The sequence below is a fragment of the Robertkochia marina genome (assembly GCF_004799345.1).
Taxonomy (GTDB): domain Bacteria; phylum Bacteroidota; class Bacteroidia; order Flavobacteriales; family Flavobacteriaceae; genus Robertkochia; species Robertkochia marina.
The window spans coordinates 832882-848985 of sequence record NZ_SSMC01000001.1; the positions used below are offsets into that span (position 1 = coordinate 832882).

The 16104-nt window shown below is 44.4% G+C and carries 12 protein-coding genes; 7 read left to right on the forward strand and 5 right to left on the reverse strand.

Annotated elements, in window-relative coordinates; genetic code table 11:
* Window positions 1-10: 10 nt before the first annotated feature.
* From trhO to E7Z59_RS03390, 6 genes are all read left to right on the forward strand, one after another.
* Window positions 11-1042 (forward strand): oxygen-dependent tRNA uridine(34) hydroxylase TrhO, encoded by a 1032-nt coding sequence (gene trhO / locus E7Z59_RS03365; RefSeq protein ID WP_136334869.1) that lies wholly within the window; start codon window positions 11-13, stop codon window positions 1040-1042.
* Window positions 1043-1154: 112 nt separating this feature from the next.
* Window positions 1155-2411: a PSP1 domain-containing protein gene (locus tag E7Z59_RS03370; RefSeq protein ID WP_136334870.1), complete on the forward strand. Its 1257-nt coding sequence runs from the start codon at window positions 1155-1157 to the stop codon at window positions 2409-2411.
* Window positions 2404-2886 (forward strand): gliding motility lipoprotein GldH, encoded by a 483-nt coding sequence (locus E7Z59_RS03375; RefSeq protein WP_136334871.1) that lies wholly within the window; start codon window positions 2404-2406, stop codon window positions 2884-2886. Before E7Z59_RS03370 ends, E7Z59_RS03375 begins: the two co-directional genes overlap by 8 nt.
* A 9-nt stretch (window positions 2887-2895) precedes the next feature.
* Window positions 2896-5238, forward strand: a complete 2343-nt coding sequence (locus E7Z59_RS03380; protein WP_136334872.1) for a penicillin-binding protein 1A — start codon at window positions 2896-2898, stop codon at window positions 5236-5238.
* 144 nt (window positions 5239-5382) lie between these two features.
* Entirely contained in the window at window positions 5383-6084 is a 702-nt protein-coding gene (locus E7Z59_RS03385) for a CoA transferase subunit A (protein ID WP_136334873.1), read from the forward strand.
* A 1-nt stretch (window position 6085) separates the two neighbouring features.
* Window positions 6086-6742, forward strand: a complete 657-nt coding sequence (locus tag E7Z59_RS03390) for a CoA transferase subunit B (RefSeq protein WP_136334874.1) — start codon at window positions 6086-6088, stop codon at window positions 6740-6742.
* Window positions 6743-7338: 596 nt separating this feature from the next.
* Here the strand turns inward: E7Z59_RS03390 and E7Z59_RS03395 are convergent.
* From E7Z59_RS03395 to E7Z59_RS03415, 5 genes are all read right to left on the reverse strand, one after another.
* A complete protein-coding gene (locus tag E7Z59_RS03395; protein ID WP_136334875.1) occupies window positions 7339-7953 on the reverse strand; it encodes a DinB family protein in 615 nt (204 codons plus the stop codon).
* A gap of 147 nt (window positions 7954-8100) precedes the next feature.
* Window positions 8101-8847, reverse strand: a complete 747-nt coding sequence (locus E7Z59_RS03400; protein WP_136334876.1) for a succinate dehydrogenase/fumarate reductase iron-sulfur subunit — start codon at window positions 8845-8847, stop codon at window positions 8101-8103.
* Window positions 8848-8900: 53 nt separating this feature from the next.
* The gene (locus E7Z59_RS03405) at window positions 8901-10904 is read right to left on the reverse strand and encodes a fumarate reductase/succinate dehydrogenase flavoprotein subunit (protein ID WP_136334877.1); all 2004 of its coding nucleotides are present in this window, start codon (window positions 10902-10904) and stop codon (window positions 8901-8903) included.
* Window positions 10905-10916: 12 nt separating this feature from the next.
* Complete coding sequence (locus E7Z59_RS03410; RefSeq protein ID WP_136334878.1) at window positions 10917-11576, reverse strand: succinate dehydrogenase cytochrome b subunit; 660 nt, start codon at window positions 11574-11576, stop codon at window positions 10917-10919.
* A 239-nt stretch (window positions 11577-11815) separates the two neighbouring features.
* Complete coding sequence (locus E7Z59_RS03415) at window positions 11816-14668, reverse strand: VPS10 domain-containing protein (protein ID WP_136334879.1); 2853 nt, start codon at window positions 14666-14668, stop codon at window positions 11816-11818.
* A 116-nt stretch (window positions 14669-14784) separates the two neighbouring features.
* Between E7Z59_RS03415 and E7Z59_RS03420 the strand changes: the two genes are divergently transcribed.
* Complete coding sequence (locus E7Z59_RS03420; RefSeq protein ID WP_136334880.1) at window positions 14785-16077, forward strand: aminopeptidase P family protein; 1293 nt, start codon at window positions 14785-14787, stop codon at window positions 16075-16077.
* Window positions 16078-16104 lie beyond the last annotated feature (27 nt).

Here is a 16104-nt window from a genome sequence, read left to right on the forward strand (position 1 = left end):
AAGGTATAGCATGCAACTGTACAATACATTAAGTGCGGAAGAAAGAAAGGAACTCATAGCTAAAGCCGGTAAGGATCGTCTCACGATCTCCTTTTACCAGTATGCCAGGATTGAAGATCCGGGTAAATTCAGAGATGAGCTTTTCCTTCAGTGGGATTCCATGGAAGTGCTCGGCAGGATCTATGTGGCTCATGAAGGAATTAATGCACAACTTTCGCTTCCCGCTGAAAATTTTCAAAGATTTAAAGATCATCTTGACAGTATTTCCTTCTTAAAGGATGTGCGTCTTAATATTGCCATCGAGCAGGATAATTTTTCCTTTTTGAAATTAAAGGTCAAAGTGAGAAAGAAGATCGTGGCTGATGGTCTTAATGACAGCACCTTCGATGTAACCAATAAAGGGGTACACCTTGACGCGATTCGGTTTAACGAGATCATCGAAGACCCGAATACCGTGTTGGTGGATATGCGTAACCATTATGAAAGTGAGATCGGGCATTTCAAAAATGCGGTTACGCCTGATGTGGATACGTTTAGGGATTCTTTACCCATCATTGAAGAAGACCTGAAGGAGCACAAAGAAGACAAGAACCTGGTGATGTATTGTACCGGAGGCATTCGCTGCGAGAAGGCTAGTGCATACTACAAGCATAAGGGCTTTAAGAATGTTTACCAGCTTGAAGGGGGTATTATTAATTACTTCAGGCAGGTAGACGAACAAGGTCTGGAAAATAAGTTTATCGGGAAGAATTTTGTTTTTGATGAACGAAGATCAGAGAGGATCTCAGACGATATTATTGCTCAGTGTCATCAGTGTGGCAAACCTTGCGACACCCATGTTAACTGTGCTAACGACGGCTGTCATTTGCTCTTTATTCAATGTGAGGAGTGTGCCGCCGAAATGGATGCGTGTTGTTCAGATCGGTGCAAGGAGATCATAGCACTGCCTTTAGAAGAGCAGAGGCGATTGAGGAAGGGTAAGAACCAGAGCAACAAGATCTTTAAGAAAGGTCGTTCAGAGGCGCTTTTGTATAAAAAATAGCCCGTTTTTGTTGTTCCGAAATAATCTTATCTTTACGAGATAGTAAATCGAAATATGAACCTACTCCGCGGTTCTTAACTCAGGTTAAGACCGCGGATCAAGATATATAATTATGGGTTGTAGCAGTTGTTCAACCGGTAAGGATGGACAGCCCCGCGGATGTAAGAATAATGGAACTTGCGGTAGTGACGGTTGTAATAAGCTTACTGTTTTTGATTGGCTTTCAAATATGTCCCTCCCCAATGGTCATGAACCGTTTAATTGCGTGGAGGTACGCTTCAAGAATAGCCGAAAAGAGTTTTTCAGAAATACGGAAAACCTGACCCTTTCCATTGGTGATGTGGTGGCTACCGAGGCAAGTCCCGGACATGATGTCGGTATCGTTACTCTTGTGGGTGAACTGGTAAAGGTGCAGATGAAGAAAAAAGGCACCGATCCTGAAGATCCTTCCTTGCCTAAAATTTATCGAAAAGCATCCCAGAAAGATATTGATATCTGGCAGGCCGCCCGTGATCGGGAGCCCGATGTTCAGAAACGATCTCGTGAACTGGCCATTTCTCTTGGATTGGCCATGAAGATCTCTGATGTTGAATTTCAGGGTGATGGCTCCAAGGCAACCTTTTACTATACTGCTGAAGGCCGTGTAGACTTCCGCCAGCTGATCAAGGATATGGCCAGGGCATTCAATATACGTATTGAAATGCGGCAAATTGGCTACCGTCAGGAAGCTTCCAGGCTCGGAGGTATCGGGTCCTGTGGCCGGGAACTTTGCTGTTCTACCTGGCTCACAGATTTTCGCTCCGTGAATACTGCAAGTGCGCGTTACCAGCAATTATCACTCAACCCTCAGAAACTTGCAGGGCAATGTGGTAAGCTCAAATGCTGTCTCAACTATGAGCTCGACGCCTATCTTGATGCCCTTAAAGAGTTTCCGAAACAGGATATTAAGCTGGAGACCGAGAAGGGTCTGGCTGTTTGTCAGAAGATCGACATCTTTAAAGGTCTCATGTGGTATGCCTATGAAGGTGATTGGGTGAAATGGCATATGCTGTCAACCGAACAGGTGAATACCATTGTAGAGAAAAATCAAAAGGGAGAAACTGTAGTGAGTCTTGAAGAGTTTTCTTTAGACCCTGCAGAGAATAATAAAAAAGACTTTGAGAACGTTGTAGGACAGGATAGTCTGACCCGTTTTGACCGACCTAAAAATCGACGTAAAAGTAAGCGCTCCGGTAAAGGTCGTCCGAAAGGAGGGCAACAACAAAAGTCTAAAGGTAACCAAGTGCAGCCGGCCGCCAAAAACCAAGGTGGTGGGAAACCTAAAGGAAACCGCAAACCCAATAAAAGAAGAAGACCCCGAAATGCATAGAGCTGTTATTTTGCTTGGCCTGCTGATCATGCTGGGAAGCTGCAGTGGGAATAATATCGCTTTTGCGGAATACAAAACCATAGGCGACGGTTGGGATAAAGACCAGGCCGTCAATTTTAACTTCAGGGCACCCGATACCCTGAATCGCTACAACCTGTTCATCAATCTTCGAAATGATGAAAAATTTTCCTTCAGCAATATATTCCTGATTGTTGATATGGAATTTCCTCAAGGGAAGGTGATCACTGATACTCTTGAATATGAAATGGCAAGGCCTGATGGGGAATGGCTGGGGAAAGGATTTACAGACCTGAAGGAAAATAAACTCTGGTATAAGGAGGCGGTTCAGTTTCCTGATACCGGGAGCTATGAGGTTAAAATCCTACATGCGATGCGAAAAAACGGAAATGTAGAAGGTGTAAGATCCCTGCAAGGGATTACAGACGTAGGTATATCGATAGAACGTTTACAATAGTACTTATTTATGGCTAAGAAAGCTGCTCCAAAGAAGAAAAAGAAAAACCGGAATTTCAGCGTATATATTAAATGGTTCTGGAGGTTGTTTGCCTTGGGTGTCCTGGCAATTGTCATGATATTTTCCCTCGCTTCATGGGGGTTTTTCGGAGAATTACCCACTTTTGAGATCCTTGAAAACCCGCAAACCAACCTGGCCTCTGAAGTTATTTCCTCAGACGGTAAAACTCTTGGAAAATACTACCTGAGTGACAACAGAACTCCGGTTCCCTTTGATGATCTTCCTGATCATCTGGTAAATGCCTTAGTAGCTACCGAAGATGAGCGCTTTTATGATCACTCCGGTATTGATGCCTGGGGTACCGTGAGAGCCGTTGCTTTTTTAGGAAGCCGCGGCGGGGCCAGTACGATCTCTCAGCAGCTGGCCAAACAATTATTTACCGACCAGGTTTCTGCCAATATTGGCGAGCGTATCCTTCAAAAGATCAAGGAATGGATCATTGCTGTTCAGTTAGAAAAGCAATACACCAAAGAAGAGATCATAGCTATGTACTTTAACATCTATGATTTTAATAATAATGCAGATGGTATTCGTTCTGCGGCACGTGTTTACTTCGGAAAAGAGCCCGGAGAACTGAACGTAGAGCAATCAGCCATGCTGGTGGGAATGTTCAAGAATTCAGCGCTATACAACCCGAGAAGAAATGTAGAAGGGGTTACCAACCGCAGAAACGTTGTTTTGGGGCAAATGTATAAGAACGATTTCTTGACCAAAGAAGAGCGTGACAGTCTGCAGGCATTACCGCTTGAGATCGATTATCACCCGGAATCTCATAGTACGGGTATCGCCACCTATTTCAGGATGTACCTCAGAGATTGGTTAAAGAATTGGGCTTCCGAGGAAGAGAATAGGAAACCGGATGGTTCTAAATACAATATTTACCTGGACGGATTGAAGATATTCACTACCATTGATTCCAGGATGCAGGCCTATGCCGAGAATGCCGTGCAGCAGCATATGCCGCGTTTACAGGCCGAGTTCTTCCACCAGAATACCAAAAAGAGAAACCCTACGGCGCCTTTTCAGGATCTTCGCCAGGGGCAGATAGATACCCTGATGCGGCTTACCATGAAGCGATCGGAACGTTGGAGGAAAATGAAGTATGATATGAAGAAGAGTGATGAAGAGATCGAAGCTTCATTTCATAAACCCATACCCATGGAGATCTTTTCCTGGAAGGGAGATATCGATACGGTGATGACGCCTATGGATTCTATCCGTTATTACAAATACTTCCTGAGAACGGGTATGATGTCTATGGAGCCTCAAACAGGTCATGTAAAAGCCTGGGTAGGGGGAATCAATTATAAGCATTTTCAGTACGACCAGGTAAAACAGTCTAAGAGACAGGCGGGTTCAACCTTTAAACCCTTCGTGTATTCTACAGCTATTGATCAGTTGCACTTATCGCCCTGTGATGAGTATCCGGATCTGCCTACCTGTATAGAAGGTGGAAAATATGGTAATATGGAGGCCTGGTGCCCTGAGAACTCCAACGGGGAATTTACGGGAGAGAATATCACCCTGAAGCAGGCCCTTGCCGGTTCGGTGAATTCGGTAACGGCCAGGTTGATGGATATGGTAGGGCCACAGCCGGTAGTGAACCTTATTAAGAAAATGGGGGTAGATGCCGATATTCTACCGGTACCTTCTATTGCACTTGGAACACCCGATATCTCTGTGTATGAAATGGTGGGTGCTTACGGAACCTTTGCCAATATGGGGGTGTATGTAAAACCGGTCATGATTACCCGTATAGAAGATAAGAACGGGACCGTTTTATATGAGAATGTTCCTGAGACCAGAGACGTTATGAGCCCTGAGGTGGCTTATACCACTGTAAACCTTATGAAAGGGGTTACCGAATCAGGATCCGGAATGAGGTTGCGTCACAAATCATTGGGAGAGCAGACAGTTTATAAGGAGATCATCACCGGGTATCCTTATGAGTTTAACAACCCAATAGCCGGTAAAACCGGTACCACCCAGAATCAAAGTGACGGCTGGTTCATGGGAATGGTGCCTAACCTGGTTACCGGAGTTTGGGTAGGGGGTGAAGATCGTGCAACCCACTTTGCAACTATCACCTATGGTCAGGGCGCTTCAATGGCATTACCAATGTGGGGTCTTTATATGAAGCAGGTCTATGCCGATGAAGATCTGGGGGTATCAAAAGAAGATTTTGAAGTTCCTGAGGGTCTTACCATTCGAATTGATTGCGATCTGGCAGCAGATGAGGCTAATGACACTATTCCTAAGGTGAAAACCCCTGATGTGGAAATAGATTTCTAAAAGAAGGTCTTTAGGAGTCTACGTTTTTAAATTATTCGCAATTTAAACCTGCCTTTTATTGATTCTTCGTATTTTTCATGTTGAAAAAAATCAACTATAGAACCCTTGTCCAGGCAGGGGGTCATTTGAAAAATACAAAGCTTTATGATCAATAAAACGGTAGGTTCTGCAGAGCGAGCCCTTGAAGGTGTTGCCGATGGCATGACCTTAATGCTGGGCGGATTCGGGCTCTGTGGTATCCCTGAGAACAGCATTGCTCAACTCGTTTCCATGGGCGTTAAAGATCTGACCTGTATTTCTAATAATGCTGGGGTCGATGACTTTGGCCTTGGACTTCTATTGCAAAATAAGCAGATCAAAAAAATGATCTCCTCCTATGTGGGAGAAAACGATGAATTTGAGCGCCAGATGCTCAGTGGCGAACTTGAGGTAGACCTTATACCCCAGGGAAGTCTTGCTGAGCGTTGTCGTGCAGCCCAGGCCGGTGTGCCTGCCTTTTTCACCCCGGCAGGGTATGGAACCGAAGTAGGAGAAGGCAAAGAAAGCCGTGAGTTTAATGGTAAAATGCATATCCTTGAACACGCCTTTAAAGCCGATTTTGCCTTTGTTAAAGCCTGGAAGGGTGATGAAGCAGGAAATCTTATTTTTAAGGGCGCTGCAAGAAATTTTAACCCGGTTATGTGTGGGGCTGCAACCATTACCGTAGCTGAGGTAGAAGAGCTGGTGCCGGCGGGAGAATTGGATCCAAATGCCATTCATATCCCCGGGATCTTTGTGCAAAGAATTTATCGGGGTGAACACTACGAAAAACGAATAGAACAGCGAACCGTTAGAAAAAAAGTATAAGATGAGCCTTAGCAAAGAACAAATAGCACAAAGAATAGCTAAAGAGGTTAAAGACGGTTATTATGTGAACCTTGGAATTGGGATTCCTACTCTTGTAGCAAATTTTGTAAGAGATGATATCTCAGTCGAATTTCAAAGTGAGAACGGAGTGTTGGGCATGGGGCCATTTCCTTTTGAGGGAGAAGAAGATGCCGATGTGATCAATGCCGGTAAACAAACCATAACAACCCTCCCCGGAGCCTCATTCTTTGACTCTGCATTGAGTTTTTCCATGATCAGAGGACAGCATGTAGACCTTACCATATTAGGGGCTATGGAAGTGGCCGAAAACGGTGATATCGCTAACTGGAAGATTCCAGGTAAAATGGTAAAGGGTATGGGGGGTGCTATGGACCTTGTGGCGTCTGCTGAGAATATTATCGTGGCCATGATGCATACCAATAAGGCGGGACAATCGAAGCTGCTTAAAACCTGCTCCCTGCCGCTTACCGGTGTAGGTTGCGTGAAGAAGGTGGTTACCAATCTGGCTGTACTCGAAATTCAGGATGGTTCCTTTGTTTTGCTTGAACGGGCTCCCGGGGTGTCGGTGGAGGATATCAAAGCGGCAACTGAAGGAAATCTGAAAGTGCCCGCGGAGGTGCCTGAAATGAAGTTTTGAGTCTGAAATGATATTAAAAGCAAAAAGGCCTTTGGGCCTTTTATTTTTACCTGAACCGTGCATTTCATCGAAAAAATCATGTTGATTATCGATGAATTCAAAATTTGTTGTAAGTTTATTCTTGAAAGCAATCATGACGTTCTTACACATAGAGATTTAAAAGAGAGATACACAACAAGAATTAGTGTCTTTGCAACATAAATTGTAAGCATTGTATTTGTGGTCTTACTTTTATAAAGTCTTTAATCGTAAACCTACTTCAATCTGCTTTGTTATGAGTGAGTATTCTGCAACCTACCAGAATAGGAAGTCTGAGGGTCGATCAGCTTTTGCTGCCCTAATTGAGAACTTAACGTCGGCCCTTGAATTGAGTAAAAGTTTATTGCTAGTGACTAAGAAGCTGTTTATGTTCTGATCGCCCCTCAGAATGGCCCCAAAACAAACAGTTTTTTGGTGAAAACTTGAAAAGAGACGCAAAATAGATTTTTGCGTCTCTTTTTTTGTTTTGATCATATCCATTCTAATCGTTTTTATACCATAAAAAAACCCTCTGCCTTTAGGGGCAGAGGGAGGGTATGATTTTTTGGTGTAAATAGTCAGGAAGTAGGAAAGTCAGGATGATTTTTTATTTCCATGATCTGAGCGTTATGACGCTTTTGGTGGCCGGCACCGAAGATCAACAGCTGATAGGTATCTACCGTTCCGAAAGGAAATTCAAAATAATGGTTTCTCAGATCCTTGTCCGTCTTCTTTATCATGTTTGCCGTTTGTTTTCTTGAGCTTTTAAAGGCTTTCATGGTTTCTTTGGTAGTGCCCCATTTACCGGATGGTTCCAAGGGTTCCTGGGTTTGCATTTTTTGATCTCTGTTAGTGATCATCGCAAAAACCTCTTTGTCGGAGAACTTTTTGTTAGCCTTCATGGCTTCATCTGCGGGTGTCTCCAGTGATTTCTCGATCATTTGCATAAACATGTCTTCAGTAAGGGTCAGGTGCTCTATACAGTCGGCAATAGACCAACTGTCTTCTGTGGGTTTAAACCGGAGTTGTGCTGCAGATAACCCTTCAATTACCTCGTCTGTTTCTGCCATGGCATTGTCATAAAGATTGATGGCTTTTTTTCTTTCTTCTTTGGTAAGACCTTGTTGTGCATCTGCTGTGTTTATGGTCAGGCACATGACAATCAGGAGGATGGTTGACATTTTTGTTTTCATGTTGATGTTTTTAATAAACGCAAAAATACGCAATAAAGTATTTAACACGCTGAAAAACAATTAATTAAGTATTTGTAAAACATATTGGCTGGTAATAAAAAAGCCTGCAATACTGCAGGCTTTTTTATGGTTTATGTTGTTAAAGGTTTACCCTTTTACAGAGGCTGAAAGATACTCGCGGTTAAGTCGTGCGATATTCTCCAGGGAAATACCCTTTGGACATTCTACCTCACAAGCTCCGGTATTCGTACAGTTTCCGAATCCTTCAAGATCCATTTGCTTCACCATGTTCATCACCCTCTCTGTAGCCTCTACTTTACCTTGTGGGAGCAGTGAGAACTGAGATACCTTGGCAGAGGTAAACAGCATGGCGCTGGCATTTTTACAGGCAGCAACACATGCCCCACAGCCGATACAAGTGGCAGCATCAAAAGCCTTGTCGGCATCGTGCTTATTGATCGGAATAGCATTGGCGTCAATGGTGTTTCCTGAGGTGTTCACAGAAATATAACCTCCGGCCTGCTGAATACGATCAAATGCGCTTCGGTCAACAATGAGGTCTTTAACAACAGGGAATGCTTTGGCGCGAAAAGGCTCAATATAGATAGTATCGCCATCTTTGAACTTTCTCATATGCAGCTGACAGGTAGTAACCCCTCTGTCAGGACCATGAGGCTCTCCGTTTATCTGGAGCGAACATGCTCCGCAGATACCCTCTCGGCAATCGTGATCAAATTCTACAGGATCATCTCCTTTAGCGATCAGGTCTTCGTTAAGTACATCAAGCATTTCCAGGAAAGACATATCCGGAGATACGTTGTTGATGTCATAATCGACGATCTTTCCTGCTGAGTCGGCGTTTTTCTGACGCCATATTTTGAGTTTTAATTTCATAATCTTGGTGCTTTTAACCCTGCCTTAGCAGGGGTTGCCCTTGAGCAACAGTTTTACTTATAACTTCTTGTTTTAAGTTCAATGTTTTCGTAAACCAGGTCTTCTTTATGCAGCACAGCATCTTTGGGTTCTCCTTTGTATTCCCAGGCGGCTACATATTTGAAGTTTTCGTCATCCCTGAGGGCTTCACCTTCCTCCGTTTGATATTCTTCACGGAAGTGGCCTCCGCAAGATTCATTACGGTGAAGGGCGTCTTTGGCGAAAAGCTCACCCAGTTCAAGGAAGTCAGCTACGCGAAGTGCTTTCTCCAACTCTGAGTTTTTGCCGTTCTCATCCCCGGGAACGCGAACATTCTTGTAGAAATCTTCACGAAGTGCACGAATCTCTTCCATGGCCTCTTTAAGACCTTGTTCGTTACGTGCCATTCCGCATTTATTCCACATGATCTTACCAAGTTTTTTATGGTAATAATCTACAGAATTGGTTCCGTTGTTATTGATCAGACTGTTTATTTGCTCTTTTATATTCTTTTCGGCCTTTTCGAACTCCGGCAGATCGGTAGAAATAGGACCGGTTCTGATGTCGTCAGAAAGGTAATCTCCTATGGTGTAAGGCAGCACGAAATATCCGTCAGCAAGTCCTTGCATCAAGGCTGAAGCTCCAAGCCTGTTTGCTCCGTGGTCAGAGAAGTTAGCTTCTCCGGCTGCGTAACACCCGGGGATGGTGGTCATCAGGTTATAGTCTACCCAAATACCTCCCATGGTGTAGTGAACCGCCGGGTAGATCATCATTGGGGTCTTATATGGGTTTTCATCAACGATCTTTTCATACATCTGGAACAGGTTCCCGTATTTAGATTCGATGATCTCTTCTCCAAGCTTACGCACTTCAGCATCAGAGGCGTTCTTCATCCCGCTGGTAATGGCTTTTTCACGTCCGTAACGCATGATGGCTGCATCAAAATCAAGGAATACAGCTTCACCGGTTGCATTTACTCCGTATCCTGCGTCGCAACGCTCTTTCGCGGCACGGGAGGCTACGTCTCGTGGTACAAGGTTACCAAAAGAAGGATATCTTCTTTCCAGGTAATAATCGCGATCTTCTTCAGGAATTGCGGTAGGCTTTAATTTTCCTTCGCGAACAGCCTTGGCATCTTCCAGTTTCTTAGGTACCCAGATCCTACCATCGTTACGAAGTGACTCTGACATCAGGGTAAGTTTTGACTGATGGTCTCCCGAAACAGGAATACAGGTTGGGTGAATTTGTGTAAAACATGGATTGGCAAAGTGGGCGCCTTTTTTGTGGATCTTCCAGGCCGCAGTAACATTACTACCCATGGCGTTGGTTGATAAGAAAAATACGTTTCCGTATCCTCCGGAAGCGATAACCACTGCGTGAGCTGAATGTCTTTCGATCTCTCCGGTTACCAGGTCGCGTGCAATAATACCACGTGCTTTTCCGTCTACCAGTACCAGGTCAAGCATTTCATGGCGGTTATAAGCCTTGATCTTTCCACGGTTGATCTGTCTGTTCATGGCGCTATAGGCACCGAGTAACAATTGCTGCCCGGTTTGGCCTTTAGCGTAAAAGGTTCTTGAAACGAGTACGCCTCCGAAAGAGCGGTTGTCGAGTAACCCGCCGTATTCTCTTGCAAAAGGAACTCCCTGGGCCACACATTGGTCAATAATATTTGCTGACACCTCTGCCAGACGATATACGTTGGCCTCTCTGGCCCGGTAATCACCTCCTTTTACGGTATCGTAGAATAAGCGGTATACAGAGTCTCCGTCACCCTGGTAATTCTTGGCGGCGTTAATACCTCCCTGGGCTGCAATAGAGTGTGCTCTTCTTGGAGAATCCTGGTAACAAAAGGTTTTTACATTATAACCCAGCTCTGCAAGGGTGGCTGCTGCCGAACCTCCTGCAAGCCCGGTACCCACTACGATCACATCGATATTACGTTTGTTGGCGGGGTTTACCAGGTCAATATCATTTTTATGTTTGGTCCACTTATCGGCCAATGGCCCTTGTGGTATTTTAGATTCTAATGTTGCCATGTATCTTAGTGTTTAGTGGTTAAAGTGATGGAAAATTGCAATAACGACAAAGCCAAAAGGTATAAGGACCGCGAAGGCTTTCCCCAGGTTTTTAATGGCCGGGGTGTATTTGTTATTTACTCCCATCGTTTGGAAGGCCGATTGGAATCCGTGCCACAGGTGAAGTGCCAGCAGGATAAAAGAGACCGCATAGATTCCGGTTCGGGCCGGGCTTTCAAACTTGTGCACCAGCTCTTCGTAATAGCGGTTCGGATCTTCCGAATTAAATTCAACGTATTTGTAGATCATTTCTGGTACCCAGAAATCGTAAAAGTGTAATCCCATGAATGCTAAAACCACCAATCCGCTGATGATCATGTTTCGGGATACCCAGTTCGCATTGGCGCTTCCTTTGTATACTGCATACCCGGTGGTTCTCGCCGCGCGGTTTTGAAGTTCAAGGATGAAACCCATAACAAAGTGAAAAACCACCCCAAAGATCAATACCGGCTGCAATAAAAACTGCACCAGTGGGTTGGTACCCATGAAATGAGAAATTTCATTAAAACTTTCGGGGCTGACCACCGATGTGAAGTTGATGATAAAGTGTTGGGTTAGAAAAATTATCAGGAAGAGGCCGGACAAAGCCATGGCGATCTTTCTGGCAATTGAAGTGTTAAGTATTCCGCTCATTAGTACTATTTTGTTAGTTACAGCAAAAATAACCCAGCGCATGCTATTGCACAAGGGATAACATCCCTTTTACAAGGAATTTAGAACAATTTTAAAATACCGGATTTGCCTGTTTAAAGATTAGGTGGTATTAAGCCGGAAAAGGCCTCAAAGACTAAACGAAAATTGATTTCCGTACCTGCTGAATATAATAAAACCCCGGGTATCACCCGGGGTTTTAAATAAAAATTAACTAATAACTATTTGATCTCAAATGACTTTTCGTGTGTAGTGCCATTTTTAGAAACTGAGATGGAATAGGTTCCTTTGGGCAGGTAGGTTGCACCGTTGTCTGCCTCTTTCAATGATTCCTTTTTGTTCTTTTTATTCCAGGCTCGAATACCATTTTCATCGGCACGCAGGTCGTACGAAAGGGTATTAAATCCTTTTTTAACCTCCATGTCAGTGGTTCTCATTTCTAACCCTGATTCACTTTTAACCGATAGCTTTAGCGTGCCTTCGCTTTTGGCGTAAACCGTAAAAGAAAACTCTGGTTCATATGGATCAGACCAGGTGCCTGATTTACCCCAACGTGGTGAATATCTGATGTCTTCCGGTTCAAACAGGGTTATTTCACTCTGCAGGGTAGCAGCATCGGCCTGTTGTAAGGCTTCAATATTCACTATGTAAATGCTTCTTCCATGCGTACCTACTACCAGGTCTTTTGCTCTTTCCTGTATTACCAGGTCATGAACAGCCACCTGAGGAAGGTCGTTGCTGAAGGGTTCCCAGGAGGCTCCGCGATCAAAGCTTATATAGAGTCCGTTATCGGTACCGGCAAACAGAAGATTCTCATTTCCCGGGTCTTCCAGGATCGCGTTCACAGGAGATAATGGGAGGTTGCTGCTGATGTTTTTCCAGGTGTTGCCACGATCTTCGCTCACGAAGATATAGGGTGTAAAGTCATCCCAACGGTAACCATTTAAAGCTGCATAAACCCTGTTTTCGTTGTGGCCTGATGCCGACACACGACTCACCCACAGGTCTTTAGGCAGGCTTTCTGAGATCAGCTGCCATGAACTGCCGCCATCGGTAGAGCGTTGTATCATTCCGTCATCACTTCCCGTGTATAAAAACCCGAAAGTAAAAGGCGATTCGCTGATGGTTGTCAGAGTGCCATAGGCAACATTACCGCGTTTTCCTCCGGCGGTAAGGTCTTCAGAGATCGCTTTCCAGTTGTCTCCACGATCAAGACTTCTCATGAGTTTGTTTCCTCCCAGGTAAAGAATATCGGAGTTGTGAGGAGAAAGCAGGATAGGCGTTTGCCAGTTAAAACGATACGGACTTTCACCCAGTTCGTGCTTCGGTTGAATGTACTTACGTTCTTTTGTTTCCAGGTTCAGGCGGAAATAATTTCCAAACTGAAATCCTGTGTAAACGATCTCGGGGTTACGCGAATCTACTTCTACCTGCATGCCATCACCTCCCATGATCATTTCCCACGGATACTGACCGCGCTGATGCCAGGAAGAGGATTCTTGGGCATTGTGTGGAGCTTTCCACACACCATTGTCCTGGAGTCCGCCGTAAATATTATAGGGTTTCTGATCGTCTACTTCAATGGCGTAAAATTGGCCTACAGACGGAGTGTTATTCTTGATCCAGCTCTCACCGTCATCATAACTAATATTTACCCCTCCGTCATTTCCGTTGATTATATGACCGGGTTTTTCAGGATTGATCCAGATGGCGTGATGGTCAGAGTGTACATTGTCTCCGTTTATGGAGATCCAGGTTTTACCTCCGTCATCTGAGCGGATGATCGGTACACCACCGGCGTATAATTTCTCAGGATTGCCCGGGTCTACAGCGATCTGGCAGAAGTAGTACCCGTAACTGTAAAAGAGGTCGTCAATACTGTCCTCATGCGTCTTGGTCCATGTTTTACCGCCATCGGTGCTTTTAAAAACCTCGGCGCCGATCACAGGGGTGTCAAAAAGCATGGTATTGGCATCTTCAAGATACTTGGCAAGATCAGCGGGGTTTACAGAGCCGCTCTTTACCAGCTGCTTGACATTCTCTGCACGGTATTTTTCCTGGAATCCGTTGGTCTTCAGGTACTCATTTAATTTTTTATTATCTAACGCCAGGAAGGTTTCGGTATCCATGGCCTTGAAATCATCTTTTTCAAGACGGTCATCTTTCTTGGTTTCACTTTTTTCTTTTTCTCTGTGGTATTGGTTATCGTGAATGGCGTAAATGGTATTTTGGTCGTAAACCGCAATTCCGATTCTTCCAACACCTTCTCCTGTTGGGAACCCGCTATCTTCGGTAGTCAGTAAGGTCCAGGTCTCTCCGCCATCGGTACTTTTGTAGATCCCGGAGCCCTTTCCGTTTCCTTTAAAGTTCCATGCTTTCCGGTCCTTTTGCCAGGCGGTGGCAAAAATGAGTTCGGGATTCCCGGGAACCATGGCCATATCAATAATCCCTGTCTCTTCATCTATGTAGAGAGTTTTACTCCAGGTTTTTCCGCCATCAGTACTTTTATAAACACCTCTTTCTTCATTAGGAGAGTACAGGTGACCGGCAACCCCTACCCATAATGTGTTGGGATCTTCCGGATGCAGCAGAATACGGCCAATATGGTGAGAGTCGGGTAATCCTACATGTGTCCAGGTCGTGCCTCGATCATCAGAACGCAGCATACCAATTCCGGCATAAGATGATCTTGAAGCGTTATTTTCTCCCGTTCCTACCCAGATAATTTCGTTTTTCCAGTCTACGGCAATATCACCTATGTTTTGAGTGGGGGCATTATCCATTACCGGAGTAAAGGTGGTCCCGTTATTAGCGGTATGCCATAGGCCACCACTTGCATAAGCCACATAAAATTCGGTCGGGTCCTGTGGGTTTACAGCAAGATCGGTCACCCGTCCGCTCATAATGGTAGGCCCCGCATTGCGCAAGGGCAGGGCTCCCACCCTGGATTGAAGCTCGAGTTCTTTTTTAGTGTTAATGGCTTCCAGGTAATCTTCAGGAGCAGAAGCCGGTTGTTGTGCCTGAAGTTGCAATTGCATCCCTGCAAGGAGCGATAGCAGTAAAGGGTATTTCATAGTTAGTGGTTTTTAGTAAAAAAAATACGTCTGTTGACGTGTTTCGGGAAATTTAGCGAAGTTTAACATTAAAGGCTGTCATTCTTCTTAAATTTGGGGAAATTTAAACAATAGATATGAAATACGACCTGATAGACCGTAATCTATTCATCGCGAACCGCAAAAAATTCATGGCTCAAATGAAGTCGAAAAGTATAGCGGTATTTAATTCAAACGACATTTATCCCATTGGTTCAGACAGTACCATGCCTTTTCAGCAGGCCAGAGATATTTTTTATCTGAGTGGTGTAGACCAGGAAGAAAGTATCCTGCTACTTTTCCCTGATGCTGTAGAAGAAAAGCACAGAGAAATTCTCTTTGTGCGGGAAACCAATGATCATATTGCTGTATGGGAGGGTGAAAAGCTCACCAAAGAGAAGGCTTTTGAAGTAAGCGGGATCAAAACAGTATACTGGCTTACTGAATTTGAGAAGGTATTCTTTGATATCATGACCGAAGCCGACACTGTGTACTTCAATACGAACGAACACTACCGTCAGGCGGTAGAAACCGAAACCCGTGAGGATCGTTTTATTCAATGGTGTAAAAAGAAATATCCCGCTCACAAATGGGAGAAAAGTAATCCCATCCTTCAGCGACTCAGGGGGACTAAAGAGCAACAGGAGATCGACATCTTGCAACAGGCGTGTCATATAACCGAGAAAGGGTTTAAAAGGGTATTGCAATTTGTGAAACCCGGCGTTTGGGAGTATGAGATCGAAGCAGAATACATGCACGAATTCCTGAGAAACCGCTCCCGTGGATTCTCCTATACCCCTATTATTGCCTCGGGTAATAATGCCAATGTACTACACTACATTGAGAACAAGAATCAATGTAAGGATGGTGATATGTTGTTAATGGATGTTGGAGCTGAATATGCAAATTACTCCAGTGATATGACCCGTACCATTCCGGTTAACGGCCGTTTTACTGACAGACAAAAACAAGTTTATAATGCTGTGCTAAGGGTTAAGAATGAGGCTACAAAGATGTTAGTTCCCGGAACTTTCTGGAAAGAATACCACGTAGAGGTAGGAAAGTTAATGACCAGCGAATTGCTGGGGCTGGGACTTCTGGATAAGGCTGATGTGCAGAATGAAGATCCTGATTGGCCCGCCTATAAAAAATTCTTTATGCACGGAACGAGTCATCATATCGGGCTGGACACCCATGATTACGGGCCCTTAAAGGAGCCTATGACAGCCAATATGGTTTTTACCGTTGAACCCGGTATCTATATTCCCGGTGAAAATATGGGAATTCGACTCGAAGACGATGTGGTGATCAGAGAGAATGGAGAACCTTTTAATTTAATGAGGGATATTCCCATCGAAGTAGAGGAGATCGAAGATTGGATGAACAAATAAGGAGGTAGATCCTTTAAATTATCAAAC

Coding starts and splice junctions, on each gene's coding strand:
- E7Z59_RS03400 (WP_136334876.1), bottom strand. CDS start 8,847: ATGAAATTAAAACTCAAAATATGGCGTCAGAAAAACGCCGACTCAGCA.
- E7Z59_RS03380 (WP_136334872.1), top strand. CDS start 2,896: ATGGCTAAGAAAGCTGCTCCAAAGAAGAAAAAGAAAAACCGGAATTTC.
- E7Z59_RS03420 (WP_136334880.1), top strand. CDS start 14,785: ATGAAATACGACCTGATAGACCGTAATCTATTCATCGCGAACCGCAAA.
- E7Z59_RS03395 (WP_136334875.1), bottom strand. CDS start 7,953: ATGAAAACAAAAATGTCAACCATCCTCCTGATTGTCATGTGCCTGACC.
- E7Z59_RS03370 (WP_136334870.1), top strand. CDS start 1,155: ATGGGTTGTAGCAGTTGTTCAACCGGTAAGGATGGACAGCCCCGCGGA.
- E7Z59_RS03375 (WP_136334871.1), top strand. CDS start 2,404: ATGCATAGAGCTGTTATTTTGCTTGGCCTGCTGATCATGCTGGGAAGC.
- E7Z59_RS03410 (WP_136334878.1), bottom strand. CDS start 11,576: ATGAGCGGAATACTTAACACTTCAATTGCCAGAAAGATCGCCATGGCT.
- E7Z59_RS03385 (WP_136334873.1), top strand. CDS start 5,383: ATGATCAATAAAACGGTAGGTTCTGCAGAGCGAGCCCTTGAAGGTGTT.
- E7Z59_RS03405 (WP_136334877.1), bottom strand. CDS start 10,904: ATGGCAACATTAGAATCTAAAATACCACAAGGGCCATTGGCCGATAAG.
- trhO (WP_136334869.1), top strand. CDS start 11: ATGCAACTGTACAATACATTAAGTGCGGAAGAAAGAAAGGAACTCATA.
- E7Z59_RS03415 (WP_136334879.1), bottom strand. CDS start 14,668: ATGAAATACCCTTTACTGCTATCGCTCCTTGCAGGGATGCAATTGCAA.
- E7Z59_RS03390 (WP_136334874.1), top strand. CDS start 6,086: ATGAGCCTTAGCAAAGAACAAATAGCACAAAGAATAGCTAAAGAGGTT.